The 14,457-nt window shown below is 74.7% G+C and carries 15 protein-coding genes; 6 read left to right on the forward strand and 9 right to left on the reverse strand.

Going from position 1 to position 14,457, the window contains the following annotated elements; genetic code table 11:
- Positions 1 to 19 precede the first annotated feature (19 nt).
- Together sepH and ACVMYR_RS01525 are read left to right on the forward strand one after the other, a co-directional pair.
- A complete protein-coding gene (gene sepH / locus ACVMYR_RS01520) occupies positions 20 to 1,108 on the forward strand; it encodes a septation protein SepH (protein ID WP_077935783.1) in 1,089 nt (362 codons plus the stop codon).
- Positions 1,109 to 1,198: 90 nt separating this feature from the next.
- Complete coding sequence (locus ACVMYR_RS01525; RefSeq protein ID WP_043961558.1) at positions 1,199 to 2,185, forward strand: aldo/keto reductase; 987 nt, start codon at positions 1,199 to 1,201, stop codon at positions 2,183 to 2,185.
- Between the two features lie 274 nt (positions 2,186 to 2,459).
- On the opposite strand, the gene ACVMYR_RS01530 is transcribed toward ACVMYR_RS01525, so the two are convergent.
- From ACVMYR_RS01530 to ACVMYR_RS01550, 5 genes are all read right to left on the reverse strand, one after another.
- A complete protein-coding gene (locus ACVMYR_RS01530; RefSeq protein WP_457121282.1) occupies positions 2,460 to 3,071 on the reverse strand; it encodes a 2'-5' RNA ligase family protein in 612 nt (203 codons plus the stop codon).
- Between the two features lie 47 nt (positions 3,072 to 3,118).
- The gene (locus ACVMYR_RS01535; protein WP_043961557.1) at positions 3,119 to 3,628 is read right to left on the reverse strand and encodes a hypothetical protein; all 510 of its coding nucleotides are present in this window, start codon (positions 3,626 to 3,628) and stop codon (positions 3,119 to 3,121) included.
- Positions 3,629 to 3,687: 59 nt separating this feature from the next.
- Positions 3,688 to 5,001: an MFS transporter gene (locus ACVMYR_RS01540; RefSeq protein ID WP_353899764.1), complete on the reverse strand. Its 1,314-nt coding sequence runs from the start codon at positions 4,999 to 5,001 to the stop codon at positions 3,688 to 3,690.
- A gap of 85 nt (positions 5,002 to 5,086) precedes the next feature.
- A complete protein-coding gene (locus ACVMYR_RS01545; protein WP_176734295.1) occupies positions 5,087 to 5,536 on the reverse strand; it encodes a MarR family winged helix-turn-helix transcriptional regulator in 450 nt (149 codons plus the stop codon).
- A 122-nt stretch (positions 5,537 to 5,658) separates the two neighbouring features.
- Positions 5,659 to 7,137, reverse strand: a complete 1,479-nt coding sequence (locus ACVMYR_RS01550) for an NCS2 family permease (RefSeq protein ID WP_077935796.1) — start codon at positions 7,135 to 7,137, stop codon at positions 5,659 to 5,661.
- Between the two features lie 89 nt (positions 7,138 to 7,226).
- Between ACVMYR_RS01550 and ACVMYR_RS01555 the strand changes: the two genes are divergently transcribed.
- Complete coding sequence (locus tag ACVMYR_RS01555) at positions 7,227 to 7,505, forward strand: DUF2530 domain-containing protein (RefSeq protein ID WP_077935780.1); 279 nt, start codon at positions 7,227 to 7,229, stop codon at positions 7,503 to 7,505.
- Between the two features lie 10 nt (positions 7,506 to 7,515).
- Here the strand turns inward: ACVMYR_RS01555 and ACVMYR_RS01560 are convergent, their stop codons facing one another.
- On the reverse strand, positions 7,516 to 8,355 hold the full coding sequence (locus ACVMYR_RS01560) for a DUF3027 domain-containing protein (RefSeq protein ID WP_077935779.1): 840 nt from the start codon (positions 8,353 to 8,355) through the stop codon (positions 7,516 to 7,518).
- 89 nt (positions 8,356 to 8,444) lie between these two features.
- Between ACVMYR_RS01560 and ACVMYR_RS01565 the strand changes: the two genes are divergently transcribed.
- Together ACVMYR_RS01565 and ACVMYR_RS01570 are read left to right on the forward strand one after the other, a co-directional pair.
- Entirely contained in the window at positions 8,445 to 10,133 is a 1,689-nt protein-coding gene (locus ACVMYR_RS01565; protein ID WP_457120929.1) for an MFS transporter, read from the forward strand.
- A 14-nt stretch (positions 10,134 to 10,147) separates the two neighbouring features.
- On the forward strand, positions 10,148 to 10,900 hold the full coding sequence (locus ACVMYR_RS01570) for a futalosine hydrolase (RefSeq protein ID WP_457120930.1): 753 nt from the start codon (positions 10,148 to 10,150) through the stop codon (positions 10,898 to 10,900).
- Here the strand turns inward: ACVMYR_RS01570 and ACVMYR_RS01575 are convergent.
- Positions 10,897 to 11,826, reverse strand: a complete 930-nt coding sequence (locus tag ACVMYR_RS01575) for a GNAT family N-acetyltransferase (RefSeq protein WP_457120931.1) — start codon at positions 11,824 to 11,826, stop codon at positions 10,897 to 10,899. The two genes, ACVMYR_RS01570 and ACVMYR_RS01575, sit on opposite strands and share 4 nt — an antisense overlap.
- A gap of 665 nt (positions 11,827 to 12,491) precedes the next feature.
- On the opposite strand from ACVMYR_RS01575, the gene ACVMYR_RS01580 reads away from it, so the two are divergent.
- A complete protein-coding gene (locus tag ACVMYR_RS01580) occupies positions 12,492 to 13,406 on the forward strand; it encodes a 1,4-dihydroxy-6-naphthoate synthase (RefSeq protein ID WP_457120932.1) in 915 nt (304 codons plus the stop codon).
- Here the strand turns inward: ACVMYR_RS01580 and ACVMYR_RS01585 are convergent.
- A complete protein-coding gene (locus tag ACVMYR_RS01585; RefSeq protein WP_007074225.1) occupies positions 13,367 to 13,753 on the reverse strand; it encodes a cold-shock protein in 387 nt (128 codons plus the stop codon). The two genes, ACVMYR_RS01580 and ACVMYR_RS01585, sit on opposite strands and share 40 nt — an antisense overlap.
- Before the next feature lie 28 nt (positions 13,754 to 13,781).
- Entirely contained in the window at positions 13,782 to 14,405 is a 624-nt protein-coding gene (locus ACVMYR_RS01590; protein ID WP_387106228.1) for an HAD family hydrolase, read from the reverse strand.
- Positions 14,406 to 14,457 lie beyond the last annotated feature (52 nt).

Here is a 14,457-nt window from a genome sequence, read left to right on the forward strand (position 1 = left end):
CGGGACGGAGGCAACGCTCATGCGCCCAGTACGCTTCGTCGCCCTCTCCGAGGACGGCCAGGCTCTGGTGCTCGCCGACGAGGTCGGGCGGCTGCTCGCCCTGCCCATCGACGAGCGCATCGCCGGCGCCCTGCACGCCGAGCCGGGCGCGCCCCCGCTCGCCGTGGTGCCGAACACCACCGACCACCCCCTGCCGTCGCTGTCCCCGCGCGACATCCAGGCCAAGATCCGTTCCGGCGAGTCCGCCGAGGACGTGGCCCGCATCGCGGGCGTCCCGGTCGACCGCGTGCTGCGCTACGCGGGCCCGGTGCTCCAGGAGCGGGCGATGCTCGCCCAGCACGCCCGGCGCACCCGCCTCAAGGGCGCCGAGAAGCCGACCCCCCTGGCCGAGGTCGTCAACGGCCGGCTGGCCCAGCACGGGATCGACACCGAGAAGATCTCCTGGGACGCCTACCGCCGCGACGACGGCACCTGGCGGATCATCGCCACCTGGCCGTCGGGCAAGGCCACCGCGCAGGCGGTCTGGGATCTGGACAAGACCCGGCAGCACGTCGTCCCGCACGACGACATGGCGCAATACCTCTGCGCCGAGCGCCCCACGCCGATCCTCGGCCAGGAGCCGGCACCCGAGCGCGGCGGCCACGCGCTGCCCGGCCCCTCGCGCGGCGAGCCGAGCCGGGGCGGGCACGGGCTGCCCTCGGCGGCCGGCGACCACAGCCGCCCGGGGCGCGACCCGATCCGCGCCGGGCGGGACGCCCTGCTCGCCTCCCTGGACCGGCCGCTCGGCTCGACGTCCGGTCGCGGCCTGGAGCCGCGTACGCCGGCGGCGCTGGCCGGGTCGGACGCGCCCCGGCAGCGGCCGGTCGGCGGCGGGGCGGCGGCCCTGCTCGGCGGCGGCCAGGGCTCGGCGTTCGACGACGACTCGGACGCGCCCAAGGAGGTCCCGGCCGTGCCGTCGCTGGCGGTGCTCCGGCCCCGCCGCACGGGCGCTGCCGCGGCGGCCTCCGGCGGCGAGTCCACCGACGCCTCCGGCAAGCCGCGCAAGCGCCTGCCGAGCTGGGACGACGTGCTGTTCGGCAGCGGCCCGGCGGCCCGCGAGTCCTCCTGACCCACCCGCCTGCGCCGGGCGGCACGCGTTCCCCGCGCACCGCCCTGCGGCGGCAGGCAGTCGGCATCCCGCCGTGGCAGGGTGGGTCGTATGGAGTACACGAATCTGGGACGCACCGGTCTGTCGGTGAGCCGGCTCTGCCTCGGCACGATGAACTTCGGTCCGCAGACCAGCGAGCCGGACAGCTACGCCGTCATGGACCGGGCGCTCGAGCACGGCATCAACTTCTTCGACACCGCCAACATCTACGGCTGGCAGACCGGCGAGGGCATCACCGAGCAGATCATCGGCCGCTGGTTCGCCCAGGGCGGCGGCCGGCGGGAGAAGGTGGTGCTGGCCACCAAGGTCTACGGCAAGATGGGCGACTGGCCCAACGAGCAGGGGCTCTCCGCCCGGCACATCATCCGGGCCTGCGAGGATTCGCTGCGCCGGCTCCAGACCGACGTCATCGACCTCTACCAGATGCACCACGTCTCCCGGGCCACCCCGTGGGAGGAGATCTGGCAGGCGATGGAGACCCTGGTCGCCCAGGGCAAGGTCGTCTACGTCGGATCGTCCAACTTCGCCGGTTGGCACATCGGGCAGGCACAGGCGGCAGCGCAGCGGCGCAACTTCCTCGGCCTCGTCTCCGAACAGTCCATCTACAACCTGCTGACCCGGGCCGTCGAGCTGGAGGTGGTGCCGGCCGCCCAGCACTACGGCCTCGGCATCATCCCCTGGTCACCGCTGCACGGCGGGCTGCTGTCGGGGGCGCTGCGCAAGATGGCCGAGGGCGGGGCCGCCCGCAGCGCCGCAGGCCGCGCCGCCGAGGGCCTGGCCGAGCACCGGCCGACCATCGAGGCGTACGAGAAGTTCTGCGCCGACCTCGGCCACGACCCGGCGGACGTGGCGCTCGGCTGGCTGCTCTCCCGGCCCGGGGTGACGGCCCCGATCATCGGCCCGCGCACCATCGACCAGCTCGACCGGTCGCTGGGCGCGCTGGACGTCCGCCTCGACGAGGCGGCGCTGGCCCGGCTCGACGAGCTGTTCCCGCCGGTGGGCAAGGGCGGCCCGGGCCCGGAGGCGTGGGCCTGGTAGGCGCGCCCGGTCGCCGGGCGCGCTCGGCGCTGGGCGCCCCGCCGGGCGCGCTCGGCGCTGGGCACGCGCCGACGCTGGGCGACGCCCCGCCGGGCGGCGCGGCGCCATGTCGGCGACATGGCGGCTTCCCGCCTTGGGGATACCGCCATGTCGCCGACATGGCGGGCCCCACCGGCCCGGCCCCGGCCCCACGGGCCCGACCGGGCCACCACCCGGCCCGACCGGCCCGACCCGACCTGGGCCCGACCCGGCCCGACCCGGCCGCCGGTCCCGGTCAGATCGGCCAGGCGGCCACCCGGTCGTACGTCGGCTGCGGGCCCTGGTGGCTGCGGACCAGCACCAGCTCGGCGGCCGGCCACGGCGGACCCAGGTAGTCGTGCAGGGCCTCCCGGTCGGCGGCCACCTCGGCGCGGTCGATCCGGTCGCCGGGGCGGGCGATGGTGAGGTGCGGGGTGAACGGCTTCTCGTCGTACGGCAGCCGGCCCCGGCGCAGCCCCGACCGGACCAGCCGGGCCAGGGCCCGCAACGCCTCGACGTCGCCGCACACGTCCACCCAGAGGACCGTGAACCGGCCCCGGCCGAAGCTGCCCCCGCCGCCGAGCCGCAGCACGGACGGCCCGGTCCGGCCGCCCGCCGGTCGTTCGGCCGCCGGCAGATCGCGGGTGCGGAACGCCTCGGCGGCGATGCCGAGGGCGCTCTCGACGTCGACGAGGCGGCCCGCGTCGACCTGGCCGAGGAAGGCGACGGTGAGGTGCGCCCGCGCCGGATCGGCGAGCCGTACGTTGGTGCCGGCCGCCGCCGCACGGCCGACCCGGAGCCGGGCCACCTCGGCGCTCAGGTCGGCGACGGCCTCGGGTGGCGGGAAGACCGCGACGAAGAGCCGCATCCCGGCGGCGGGCACGACGGTGCCGGTCAACGGGGGCTCGGCGGGGGTCAGCGGTGCCGCTGGCGGTGTCGGGGCCGCGCGGCGGGCAGGGTGAGACCGGCCGCGTGCAGCATCCCCTCGACCCGGACCCGCTCGATCTGCCGGTCGACGCCCTCCAGCTCGCCCAGGTGCTCGGGGAGCCCCAGGCAGCGGCAGGCGGCCCTGAGGTGCTCGTCGTACGCGTCGACGACGGCGGCGTGCCAGATCACCGCCCGGCCGCCCGGGTTGACCCGGTGCCCGGCGAACCGGTGCAGGTCGGCGGCGATCTGCTGGAGGGACCGGCGGTCCTCCCGGTCGAACTCGGTGAGGTCGATGCCTCGGGTCAGCCCCTCGGCGTCGACGGCCCGGTCCAGCCGGGCGATGGTGCGGCGTTCCCGGCGTCGTTCGCGCCACTCGGCGTAGCCGCAGGCGACCCGGTCGATGATCTCGTCGGCGCAGAACACCAGCGCAAAGGCGACCGGAAGACTCGCGACAGCGACGAACGCCAGGGCAAGGAGCATCGCTCGGCCTACCTCCACGTATCGACGCTATGCTCCCGCGAGCCTCACCGCCACCGGTTTATTGACATTCACCAAACTCAATTGCTTGGCGTCAGCAGGGGGCCTCTCCCCGCTCCCCGCTCCACCACGTAGAAGCGGGGGGACGGGAGCACCCGCAGGCGCAGCCGGGCCCCCGAGCGGCGCAACTGCCAGGCGAGCGCCAGCAGGGCGGTGGCCAGCGAGATCAGCCCGCCGATCCAGATGCTCGCCCCGGCGCCGAACCGCTCGGCCACCCAGCCGATGATCGGCGCGCCGACCGGGTTGGTGCCGAGGAACACCAGCACCCACAGCGCCATGACCCGGCCCCGGAACGCGGCGTCGGTGCCGAGCTGCACCCGCTGGTTGGCCGACTGGGCGAAGAAGACCATGAAGAACCCGGCGGGCAGCAGCAACGCCACCACCATCCAGTACGCCGGGGCGAGCCCGACCAGGGTGCCGAAGACGGCGCACCCGACCGCCGCGCCGAGCACCAGCCACACCGAGGGGCGGCTGCGCCGCCCGGTGCCGGCCAGCGCCCCGACGAGCGCGCCGACGGCCAGCGCCGTGCTGAACAGGCCGAACGAGGCGGCACCCGTCTTGAACACGGTCTTGGCCAGGGCGGCGAGGGTGAGCTGGAAGTTGAACAGGCTCATCCCGATCACCGACATCACGGCCATCGGCAGCAGCAGGTCGGGGCGGCGGGCGACGTAGCGCAGGCCGTCGACGACCCGGGCGGAGTCCCGCTCGGCGACGGGGAGGAGGTCCTTGCGGTGCAGCTCGGCGGGGCGCATCCGGACCACGGTGGCCAGCGGGCCGAGCGAGCTGAGCGCGGTGAACAGGAAGACCGGGCCGACGTCGACGGCGGCGATGGCCAGGCCGGCGACGGCGGGGCCGACGATGCGGGCCGAGTTGAACACGGCCGCGTTGAGCGACAGCGCGTTGGGCAGCAGCGACGTGCCGACGAGTTCGGAGACGAACGCCTGCCGCACGGGCGTCTCCACCGCGTTGGCGACGCCGAGCAGGGCGGCGAAGACGAAGACGTGCCAGAGCTGGACAAGCCCGGTGAGCACCAGCAGGCTCATCCCGAACGACAGCACCGTCCAGAACGCGTTCGCGACGAAGAGCAGCAGGCGCTTGTCGTACCGGTCGGCGAGCCGCCCGGAGAGCAGGGTGAGCAGCAGCACGGGGGTGAACTGGAGGGCGGTGACCACGCCGAGGGCGGTGGCGGAGTCGTCGGAGAGTTCGAGGACGAGCCAGTCCTGGGCGATGAACATCATCCAGACGCCGATCAGTTTGATCAGCTGCCCGGACGCGAAGAGCCGGTAGTTGCGGACCTGCAGTGACTGGAACATCGTGCTCAGCTTCGCCTGCACCCTGGATGCGCCTCCTCGCTCGTACGCCTCATCGACGGCGGACGGCGCGGACCAGGCGGCGGCGCGCCCCGGTGGGCGCGGCGCGTCAGGCGCGGGCGAGCTGCTGCAGGATCTCGGCAGCCCGTTGCAGGGTCTCCCGGTCGGTCTCGGGCAGCTCGGCCAGCCGGCTGGCCAGCCACTCGTTGCGGGCCCGCTCGAACTGGTCGAGCACGGCCCGGCCGCCCTCGGTCGCCGAGAGGATGACCTGCCGGCCGTCGGTCGGGTGGGGGGTGCGGCCCACGAGGCCGCGTTCCTCCAGCTTCGCGACGATCTTGGTCATCGTCGGCGGTTGCACCCGTTCGACGTCGGCCAGTTCCCGGGGCGTCAGCGCGCCCGCCAGCACGAGGCTGGTGAGCGCGGAGAGCTGGGTGACCGTCAGGTCGCCGACCGGTCGGGCCTGTCGGACCCGCCGGTTGAGCCGGGTGATCGCATCACGCAACTGGGGAGCCAGCTGCGCCGGTGGCACGCGTCTCGCCGTCACCGTCCGCTCCGTCACGATAGTTAGCCTAACTAATGAGCCTGGCTAACGACAGCCGTTATGACCATGCTCACCAGGGGGTGTGCGCCCCGGAAGCCGGGGTACCGGTCCGGCACCCCGACCCCCGGGAACATGGGGCGTCAGAGTACGACCGACTCGATCGGCCCGCGCAGGAAGTACAGGACGAACAGCGCCGCCACCGCATACAGCAGGGGGTGGACCTCGCGGGCCTTCCCCTTCGCCAGCTTCACGATCACGTACGAGATGACGCCCGCGCCGATGCCGTTGGAGATCGAGTACGTGAACGGCATCAGGGTGATCGTGAGGAACGCCGGGATCGCGATCTCGTAGTCGGTCCAGTCGATCGTCCGCACCGCCGTCATCATCAGGAAGCCGACCACCACCAGCGCCGTCGACGCCGCCTCGAACGGCACCACCACCGCCAGCGGCGCGAGGAACATCGCCAGCAGGAACAACGCGCCCGTGACCAGGTTGGCCACGCCCGTGCGGGCGCCCTCCGCGACACCGGCGGCGCTCTCGATGTACGACGTGTTGCTGGAGACGCTCGCCGCGCCACCCGCAGCCGCGGCGATCGAGTCGACCAGCAGGATCTCCTTGGCCCGCGGCGGGGTGCCCCGCTCGTCGAGCATGTCCCCCTCCTGGCCGATCGCGACCATCGTGCCCATCGTGTCGAAGAAGTCCGTGATCAGCAGCGTGAAGACGAACATCAGCGGCACCAGCCAACCGACCCGGGTCCACGAGTCCAGCACGTTGAAGTTGCCCAGCAGCGACAGGTCGGGCACGTCCACGACCGTCTTCGGCAGCTCCGGCACGTTCAGCGACCAGCCCTTGGGGTTGGGCTTGCCGTTGACGAAGGACGGGCCCACGTTCGCCACGGCCTCCACCACGATCGCCAGCACGGTCGAGGCGAGGATGCCGATCAGGATCGCGCCGCGCACCCGGCGCACCACCAGCACGATCGTGACCAGCAGGCCCACCACGAAGACCAGCATCGGCCAGCTCACGATCTTGCCGCCGATGCCCAGCCCCACCGGGACCGTCGTGTTCGCCGCGTCCGGCACCCGCCGGACGAAGCCGGCGTCGACCAGGCCGATGATCGTCAGGAAGAGGCCGATGCCGACGCCGATCGCGGTCTTGAGCTGTGTGGGCACCGAGCGGAACACCGCCGTACGCAGGCCGGTGAGCACCAGGATCGCGATGAGCACACCCTCGATCACCACCAGGCCCATCGCGTCGGCCCAGGTCATCTGCGGGGCGATCTCGTACGCCACCAGCGCGTTCACGCCCAGGCCGGCGGCCAGCGCCATCGGGAACCGGCCGACCACCCCCATCAGGATCGTCATCAGGCCCGCGACGAGCGCCGTCGCGGCGGCCAGCGCCGGGATCGCCAGCTTCTTGCCGTCGCCGTCGACGGCGCTGCCGATGATCAGCGGGTTGAGCACCACGATGTACGCCATCGTGAAGAACGTCGCCAGGCCGCCCCGCACCTCCCGGCCCGGTGTCGAGCCGCGCGCGGTGATCTCGAAGAAGCGGTCGAAGGCGTTGCGGGGGTGAGCGGGATCGGGTGGAGTGCCGTTGTCCGGCGGCGCAATGGCCATCTGGTCCTCGCAGGTGATCATCCGTCTGTCGCGCGCATCGTCGCAGATCACACGCCAACTGGGAAAGTTGATCGCGTACGCTTGCCCCCGTGCGACAGGAGCAACCGCCGCGGCCCGAGCCGCTCGACCCGCCGATGGTGCCGTTCGCGGTCGCCGGGCTGGTCGCCTGGGCGGTCGCCGGCCTGGTGCTGCTGCTCTTCTTCCGTGGCTGGCTGACCGAGCACGGCCACCAGGACTGGCTCTGGATCTGCCTGGCCGGTTTCCTCTGGGGCTTCCCCGGTCTCGCCGTGATGATGCGTCACGACGCCAACCGGCGTCGCCGCCGCGCCGCCGCGCGGGCCGGTCAGCCCGCCGACACCCGAAGCTGAGCCCGCCGGGTCACGGGTGGCCGTACGGCTCGCCCGGCTCCGCCGCCTCCACCGAGCCCGGGGCCCGGCTCACCGACATCGCCTCGACGGCGCTGTCGTCGTAGACCGTGGGCAGCTCGTCGACCGGGCTCTCGGGCGTCTCGACCAGCGTCTCCGAGTGCGCGCCGCAGCCGTGGTCGGCGCTCACCACCCGACCGTCGTCGGGGGCGTAGAAGTTGCCGCACGCCCCGAACGCCTGCCGCAGCGCGCCGGCCAGCGGCAGGTAGAAGCCGCACGTGCCGCAGCGGGCGGCGGCCGGGGCGGCGGTGGAGATCGGCGCCGACGGGCCGTGGTCGCCGTCGTACCAGCGCTGCGCGGCCTCGCTGCGCCCCTCCCGGGACAGCACCCGCGGCCGACCGAGGCCCAGCTCCCAGGCGGTCTCCTCCACCGCCGGGTCGTCGGACAGGACGTACCCCGGGGCGAGCCGCTCGTCGTCGGGCGGGGTCGGCAGGAGGTCACCCGGGCCCAGGTCGCCCGGCTTGAGCCGCTCCTGCCAGGGCAGCCAGCCCGGCGCGAGCAGCGCGTCCGAGCCCGGCAGCAGGACCGTCTCGCAGACGGTGACCTTGCGGCTGCGCGGCACCCGGGTCACGGTGACCGCCCACCGCCAGCCCCGGTAGCCGGACAGCCGGCACTCGAAGTAGTGGGTGACGACCCGGTCCCCCTCGGCGACGGCCTGGAGGTGGTCGCCGACGTCGGAGGGCTCCACCTCGGTGATGGCGTCGCGGGCCACCTCGACGGCGGCGGCGCAGACCTGGTCGAGGCGGGCGGCACGTGCGGAGGCGGGCCTGGTCACCCGACCATTGTTCCCCATGGGTGCCGAAGACCGACAGGCACTCCCCGCAAGGTCGTTCTCCGGCGGTGCTGGCGCGGAGGTGGGGGGCATGGGCGAGGATGGTGCACATGCCGTTGTTCTCCCGCTCCGATCGGTCCATGCTGGGGCGGACCGTCGGCACCGGCATCCGGGCCGTCCGCCTCGTGCTGCGCGGCTCCGCCCGCGGCGGGCGCTGGATGACCCGCCAGGCCGGCTCGGCCCGGGCCCGGGGCGCGGGCGGCGAGGTCGGCATGGTGCGCCTGTTCGACCTGCACGCCCTCTCCTGCGCGGGAGACACGCTGATCGCGATCGGCCTCGCCGGGACGATCTTCTTCAACGTCCCCCTCGGCGAGGCGCGCAGCAAGGTCGCGCTCTACCTGCTGGTCACGATGGTGCCGTTCGCGATGCTCGCGCCGGTGGTCGGCCCGCTGTTGGACCACTTCCGGCACGGCCGGCGGTACGCGCTCGCCGCCACCATGCTCGGCCGGGCCTTCCTGGCCTGGCTGATCTCCGACTACATGCACGGCTTCGGCCTCTACCCGGCGGCCTTCGGGGTGCTCGCGCTCTCCCGGGCGTACGGCGTGGCCCGCTCGGCGGCCGTGCCCCGGCTGCTGCCCGAGGGGCTCGGCCTGTCCCAGGTCGGCGCGCGGGCCAGCGTCTACGGCACGGTGGCCGGCGCCCTCGTCGTCCCGCTCGGGCTGGCCGCGTTCTGGTTCGGGCCGCAGTGGCCGCTGCGGGTCGCCTCGGTGCTCTTCCTGGTCGGCATGGTGATCGCGTTGCGGCTGCCGCCCCGGGCCGACTCCGAGCCGCCCGAGCGGGTGCCCCGCCCGCTGCGCTCCCTGGGCCGGCGGGCCGCCGGGGACCGCCCGCTGGGGCGTGGCCGCCCGTCCGGCCGCCTCGTCATCGCCAGCCTGATCGGCGCGGCGCTGCTCCGCGTCGTCTACGGCTTCCTGCTGCTCTTCCTCGCCTTCGCGCTGAAGAAGGGCGACCTGACCACCGACTTCTTCGGGCGCGAGCTGAGCGCGGAGATGGCGCTCGGCCTCGTCGGCGGTGCGCTGGCGGTCGGCAGCTTCCTGGCCACCGCGGTCGGCACCCGGCTGCGCATCCACCGCCCCACCGCGATCCAGTCCAGCAGCACGATCATCGTGGCCGGCACGGCCGTTCTCGCCACGATCCAGTTCTCGCTGCCGATGGTGGCCCTGCTCTGCCTGGTCGCCACGCTGGCCAGCGGCGTGGCGAAGCTCGCGGTCGACGCCTCCATCCAGGAACGCATCCCGGAGCGGCTGCGGGCCAGCTCGTTCGCCCACTCGGAGACGGCGCTGATGCTCGCCTTCGTGGCCGGCGGCGCGCTCGGCCTGGTCCCGTTCGACGGCCGGCTGGGCATCGCCGTGGCCGCCGGCGTGGGCGTGCTCGCCGCCGCCCGGGGCGCGTACGTCGCCGGCAAGCTCCGCGACCAGCGGCTGCTCGGCCGTCCGCTCGGCGACGACGAGCTGGCCGACGAGCCGGTCGGGGATCCCGCCGGGAAGCCGGCTCCTGGGGACCGCCCTGCAGCCGACGACCCGACGGCGCACGGACCGGTGACACCCGAACCGGTGATGCACGACCCGGTGACCGACCACGACCCGGTGACGGACATCGCCCCCACCTCGCCCGCACCCGCCTCCTCCGCCCCGCCCGGCTACCACGTCTACCGGCCGTCCTCCGCGGTCGCCGGCGCCGGCGGAGCGGGCGCGGCCGACGACGAGGCCCGCCGGGAGCCCCGGGGGCCCCTCGCGTGACCGGCGGGACGGGCGTGACCGGCCCGACCGTCCGGATCGGCGGGACCGGCCGGCTCGGCGAGGCCGGCCTGCTCGTGGTGACGGCGGTGCCGGCCGAGGCCGAGGCGATCCGCGCCGGCCTTTCCGCCGCTTCGCCCGGGACCACCCCGCCCGCGGCTGCGCCGGCCGGGACCTCGCCGGCCGCCGCCGGGGTGACCGTGGTGCCCGTGGGGGTGGGTCCGGCCGTCGCCGGGGCGGCCACCGCCCGGCTGCTGGCGCTCGCGGAGGCCGCCGGCCGCCCGTACCGGGCCGTGGTCAGCGCGGGCATCGCCGGTGGCTTCGTCGGCCGGGCGGCCGTGGGCGCGACGGTGCTGGCGAGCCGCAGCGTCGCCGCCGACCTCGGTGCCGAGTCGCCGACGGGCTTCATCCCGGTGGACCAGCTCGGCATGCCCCCCGAGCTGCTCGGCGCCGGCACCGCCGTGCCCGCCGACCCGGGCCTGCTGGCCGCCCTGCGCGCGGCCCTGCCGGCGGCGACGGTCGGCGCGGTGCTCACCGTCAGCACGGTCACCGGCACCGCCGCCGGCACCGCCGCGCTCGCCGACCGGCACCCCGACGCGGTGGCCGAGGCCATGGAGGGGTACGGCGTGGCGGTCGCCGCCGCCCAGGCCGGCGTGCCCTTCGCCGAGCTGCGCACCGTCTCCAACCCGATCGGCCCCCGGGACCGCAGCGCGTGGCGGATGCGCGAGGCGTTCGCCGCCCTCACGGCGGCCGCGGCGGCGCTGGGCTAGGGCTGGAGCGGCGCTGGGCCAGGGAGCAGCGCAGCACCGAGCCACGCACGGTCGAGGCGCATCGCGTAGTGCCCCCGCCCCTCGATCCGGTATCCACAGGCGAGCAGCAGGTCGACACCGCCGAAGTCCGCGACGGCGTGGGCGACCCGGACCCCGGCCCGCTCCATCTCCGCAGTCAACGCCGCCACCAGCCGCCGCCCGATCCCCAGCAGCCGGCACGGCCCGGCCACCAGCACGCCGTCCAGCACGATCTCCCGCTCACCGGCGTCGATCAGGTCGCCGTACAGCAACCGGGGGTCGCGCTCGTGGGCGCGCAGCTCACCGACCAGGCGGCCGTCGGGCAACTCCGCCACGAACCGCCAGCACGTCCCGGGCAGCCCGTCGTCGGTGACCCGGCGCACGGTCACCTCGCGGCGGATCCGCTCGCCCCACCGACGGCGGTCCCGACGCTCGCGGCTCAGCTCGTACGTCGCCGCGGGCAACCGCCGCGGCCAGTGCTGCGGCGGAAGGTTCCACCACCCCGCCCACCAGGCACCCGGCCAGTCCTTCGGGCCATGCACCTCCCAGGCGTCCAGGTGCGCCGGGTACCGCCGCCCCGCCTCGTCCCGCAGCCCGTCGTGCGGCACCCCGGGCACCGGCACCACCTCCGGCACCCGGTCGTCGCCGGGCTGGTCGCAGGTGTGGTCGCCGGGCTGGTCACCGGGCTGATCGCCGGGTATCCCGATCGCCACCCGCCCGCCGGCCGCCCGCACCAGCCGCTCGACCGTCCGGAACCGGACGTCCCCGGAGCGGCCCGACTCGATCCGCGCCAACGTCGCCTGTGGCACCCCGGCGAGGTCCGCCAGCTCACGCTGGCTCAGGTCCGCGCGGCGACGCAATGCCCGAAGCGATCCGCCCAGATCGACCCGGTCCGCTGTCTCTGCCATGCCTCAATGCTGTTGCCCACCCCCGCCGGTCATCAACAACCCCCGCCAGGCTGTGGACAACCTGTGGATAACTCCACTCGCTGTTGAGGACCGATACCTGCGTGCCGCTCACTAGGGAGCTGAGTCACCTACGACATCAGGGACTGGAGCACGACACCGGAGCCACCTGCCAGGCACAGGCCAGGGAGCGGCGCGAGGCGAGGCGGCACGGCGGGCCCAGGAGACAGCACGAGGCGAGGCGGCGTGGCGGGGTCGCAAGACAGCGCGAGGCGAGGCGGCACGGCGGGGTCGCAAGACAGCGCGAGGCGAGGCGACGCGGCCGGAAGGCCGGAAGGCGGCGCGCAGCGAAGGAGGCCGGCAGGACGATTCCCGGCATGTCGGGAACCGCCCTTCCCGGACCGGCTGCCCGGGACCAGCCTGCCTGGGCCAGCCTGCCCGGACCAACCTGCCCGAGACCAGCCTGCCCGGCAACAGCCCGCCCGGGGACCAGCCTGTTCGGGGCCGGCCTGTTCGCTGAGTCATCCACGACATCAGCTCTCTAGCCGGCGGAAGAAGTACCCGGGGTCCGCCGGCACCGTCGCCGCACGGCAGGACCGCCGCCGCACGGCAGGCGCCCGCGCCGAGCGGGTGGCGGGCCAGAAGGGGGGCGGGGATACGGTGGGGGCGTGGCGCTCACCCTGGCGATCTCGCCCTGCCCCAATGACACGTTCGTCTTCGACGCCCTGGTGCACGGCCGGGTGCCCGGCGCGCCGCCGGTCGAGGTGACCTACGCGGACGTGGACGTCACGAACACCGCCGCCGAGCGGGGCGCGTTCGACCTGGTGAAGGTGAGCTACGCGGCGCTGCCGTGGCTGCTGGACGACTACCACCTGCTGCCCTGCGGGGGCGCGCTCGGCCGGGGCTGCGGGCCGCTGGTGCTGACCCGCCCCGACCGGGCCATCAGCGGGCAGGCCGGCGACGGGCAGACCGGCACTGCACGGGTCGGCAACGCGCAGCCCGACAGCGCCGACCTGAGCGGGGCGACGGTGGCGGTGCCCGGGGACCGCACCACGGCGTACCTGCTGTTCCGGCTCTGGTCGGCCGAGCGCCCGCCGGCGCGGATCGAGGTGGTCCCGTTCCACGAGATCATGCCGGCGGTGGCGGCCGGCCGGTACGACGCCGGGCTGGTGATCCACGAGGCCCGCTTCACCTACCAGCGGCACGGGCTGACCGCCCTGGTCGACCTCGGTGAGTGGTGGGAGGGCGACACGGGGCTGCCGATCCCGCTCGGCGCGATCCTGGCCCGCCGGGGTGCGGTCGACCCGGTCGAGGCGGCCGGCTGGATCCGCGAGTCCGTACGCCAGGCGTGGGCCGACCCGGAGGCCAGCCGGCCGTACGTGCTCTCCCACGCGCAGGAGATGGAGCCCGACGTGGTGGACCGGCACATCGCCCTCTACGTCAACGAGTTCACCGCGGACCTGGGGGACGCGGGGTTCGCCGCCGTGGAGGCGCTGCTGGGCCGGGCCGCCGACGCCGGGCTCGTGCCCCGGGCCGCCGGCCCTCAGACCTCCAGCTCGCGCGCCACCGCGTGGACCAGCTGAGCGATCTTCTGCGCCGTCTTCTTGTCGGGGAACCGCCCCCGCCGCAGGTCCGGCTGGACCTTCGCCTCCAGCACCTTGATCATGTCTTCCACGAGGCCGTGCAGCTCCTCCGCCGGCCGGCGGCGCAGCTCCGCCACCGACGGCGGGGCCTCCAGCAGCTTGACCCCCATCGCCTGGGCGCCCCGGCGGCTGTCCACCACGCTGAAGTCGACCCGCTGACCACCCTTGAGGTCGGTGACACCCGCCGGCAGCGCGCCCTTCGGCAGGAACACGTCGCCACCCTCGTCGCTGGTGACGAACCCGTATCCCTTGGCCGCGTCATACCACTTCACTCGACCCGTCGGCACCTGAGAACCCCTGCTTCACTTGAGACGTCTACTGCTCCAAGGCTAGCCGGATCATGGTGGCGAGCGCCGCCGGGAATCCGGTGAGGTCGGCCAGGACCAGGCTGGCCCCGGCCGAGCGCAGCTCGTCGGCCGAGCAGGGGCCCGTGGCGACCGCCACGCCCGGCACACCCGCCGCCCCGGCGGCGACCATGTCGGCGGTGTGGTCGCCGACGTACAGGGTCGCGCCGTGCGCGCGCAGCGCCGTCGCCTTCTCCTCGGCGAACAGGTCGCCGGCCAGCTCGTCGACGGCCAGCCCGAGGTGGTCCAGGTGCAGCCGGGCCAGCCGGCCCAGCTTCGAGGTGACGACCACGACCCGGCCGCCGTGGGCGTGCACGGCCTCGATGGCCTCGACCGCGCCGGGCATCGGCAGGGTCGGGGTGATCGCGTACGCCGGATACAGCTCGCGGTACGCCTCGACGGCCGACTCGACCTGCTCGGGCGGGAACCAGCGGGCGATCTCCACCCGCAGCGGCGGACCGAGCCGGGACACCGCCGCGTCGGCGTCCACGGGCACGCCGGTGCGCGCCGTCAGCGCCCGGTACGCCGCGGCGATGCCGGGACGCGAGTCGACGAGGGTCATGTCGAGGTCGAAACCGACGGTGAGCGGGGGCATGCCGAGAACCTACCCGGCCGGCGGGTCCAGCCGGACGTCCGAGGGGCGCGCG

It is taken from the genome of Micromonospora sp. PTRAS2 (genome assembly GCF_054052245.1).

What these genes read in the sequence shown, in the direction of transcription:
- sepH (WP_077935783.1), top strand. Translation starts at nt 20, where the DNA reads ATGCGCCCAGTACGCTTCGTCGCCCTCTCCGAGGACGGCCAGGCTCTG.
- ACVMYR_RS01525 (WP_043961558.1), top strand. Translation starts at nt 1,199, where the DNA reads ATGGAGTACACGAATCTGGGACGCACCGGTCTGTCGGTGAGCCGGCTC.
- ACVMYR_RS01530 (WP_457121282.1), bottom strand. Translation starts at nt 3,071, where the DNA reads ATGCGGCTCTTCGTCGCGGTCTTCCCGCCACCCGAGGCCGTCGCCGAC.
- ACVMYR_RS01550 (WP_077935796.1), bottom strand. Translation starts at nt 7,137, where the DNA reads ATGGCCATTGCGCCGCCGGACAACGGCACTCCACCCGATCCCGCTCAC.
- ACVMYR_RS01560 (WP_077935779.1), bottom strand. Translation starts at nt 8,355, where the DNA reads ATGGGGAACAATGGTCGGGTGACCAGGCCCGCCTCCGCACGTGCCGCC.
- ACVMYR_RS01565 (WP_457120929.1), top strand. Translation starts at nt 8,445, where the DNA reads ATGCCGTTGTTCTCCCGCTCCGATCGGTCCATGCTGGGGCGGACCGTC.
- ACVMYR_RS01575 (WP_457120931.1), bottom strand. Translation starts at nt 11,826, where the DNA reads ATGGCAGAGACAGCGGACCGGGTCGATCTGGGCGGATCGCTTCGGGCA.
- ACVMYR_RS01590 (WP_387106228.1), bottom strand. Translation starts at nt 14,405, where the DNA reads ATGCCCCCGCTCACCGTCGGTTTCGACCTCGACATGACCCTCGTCGAC.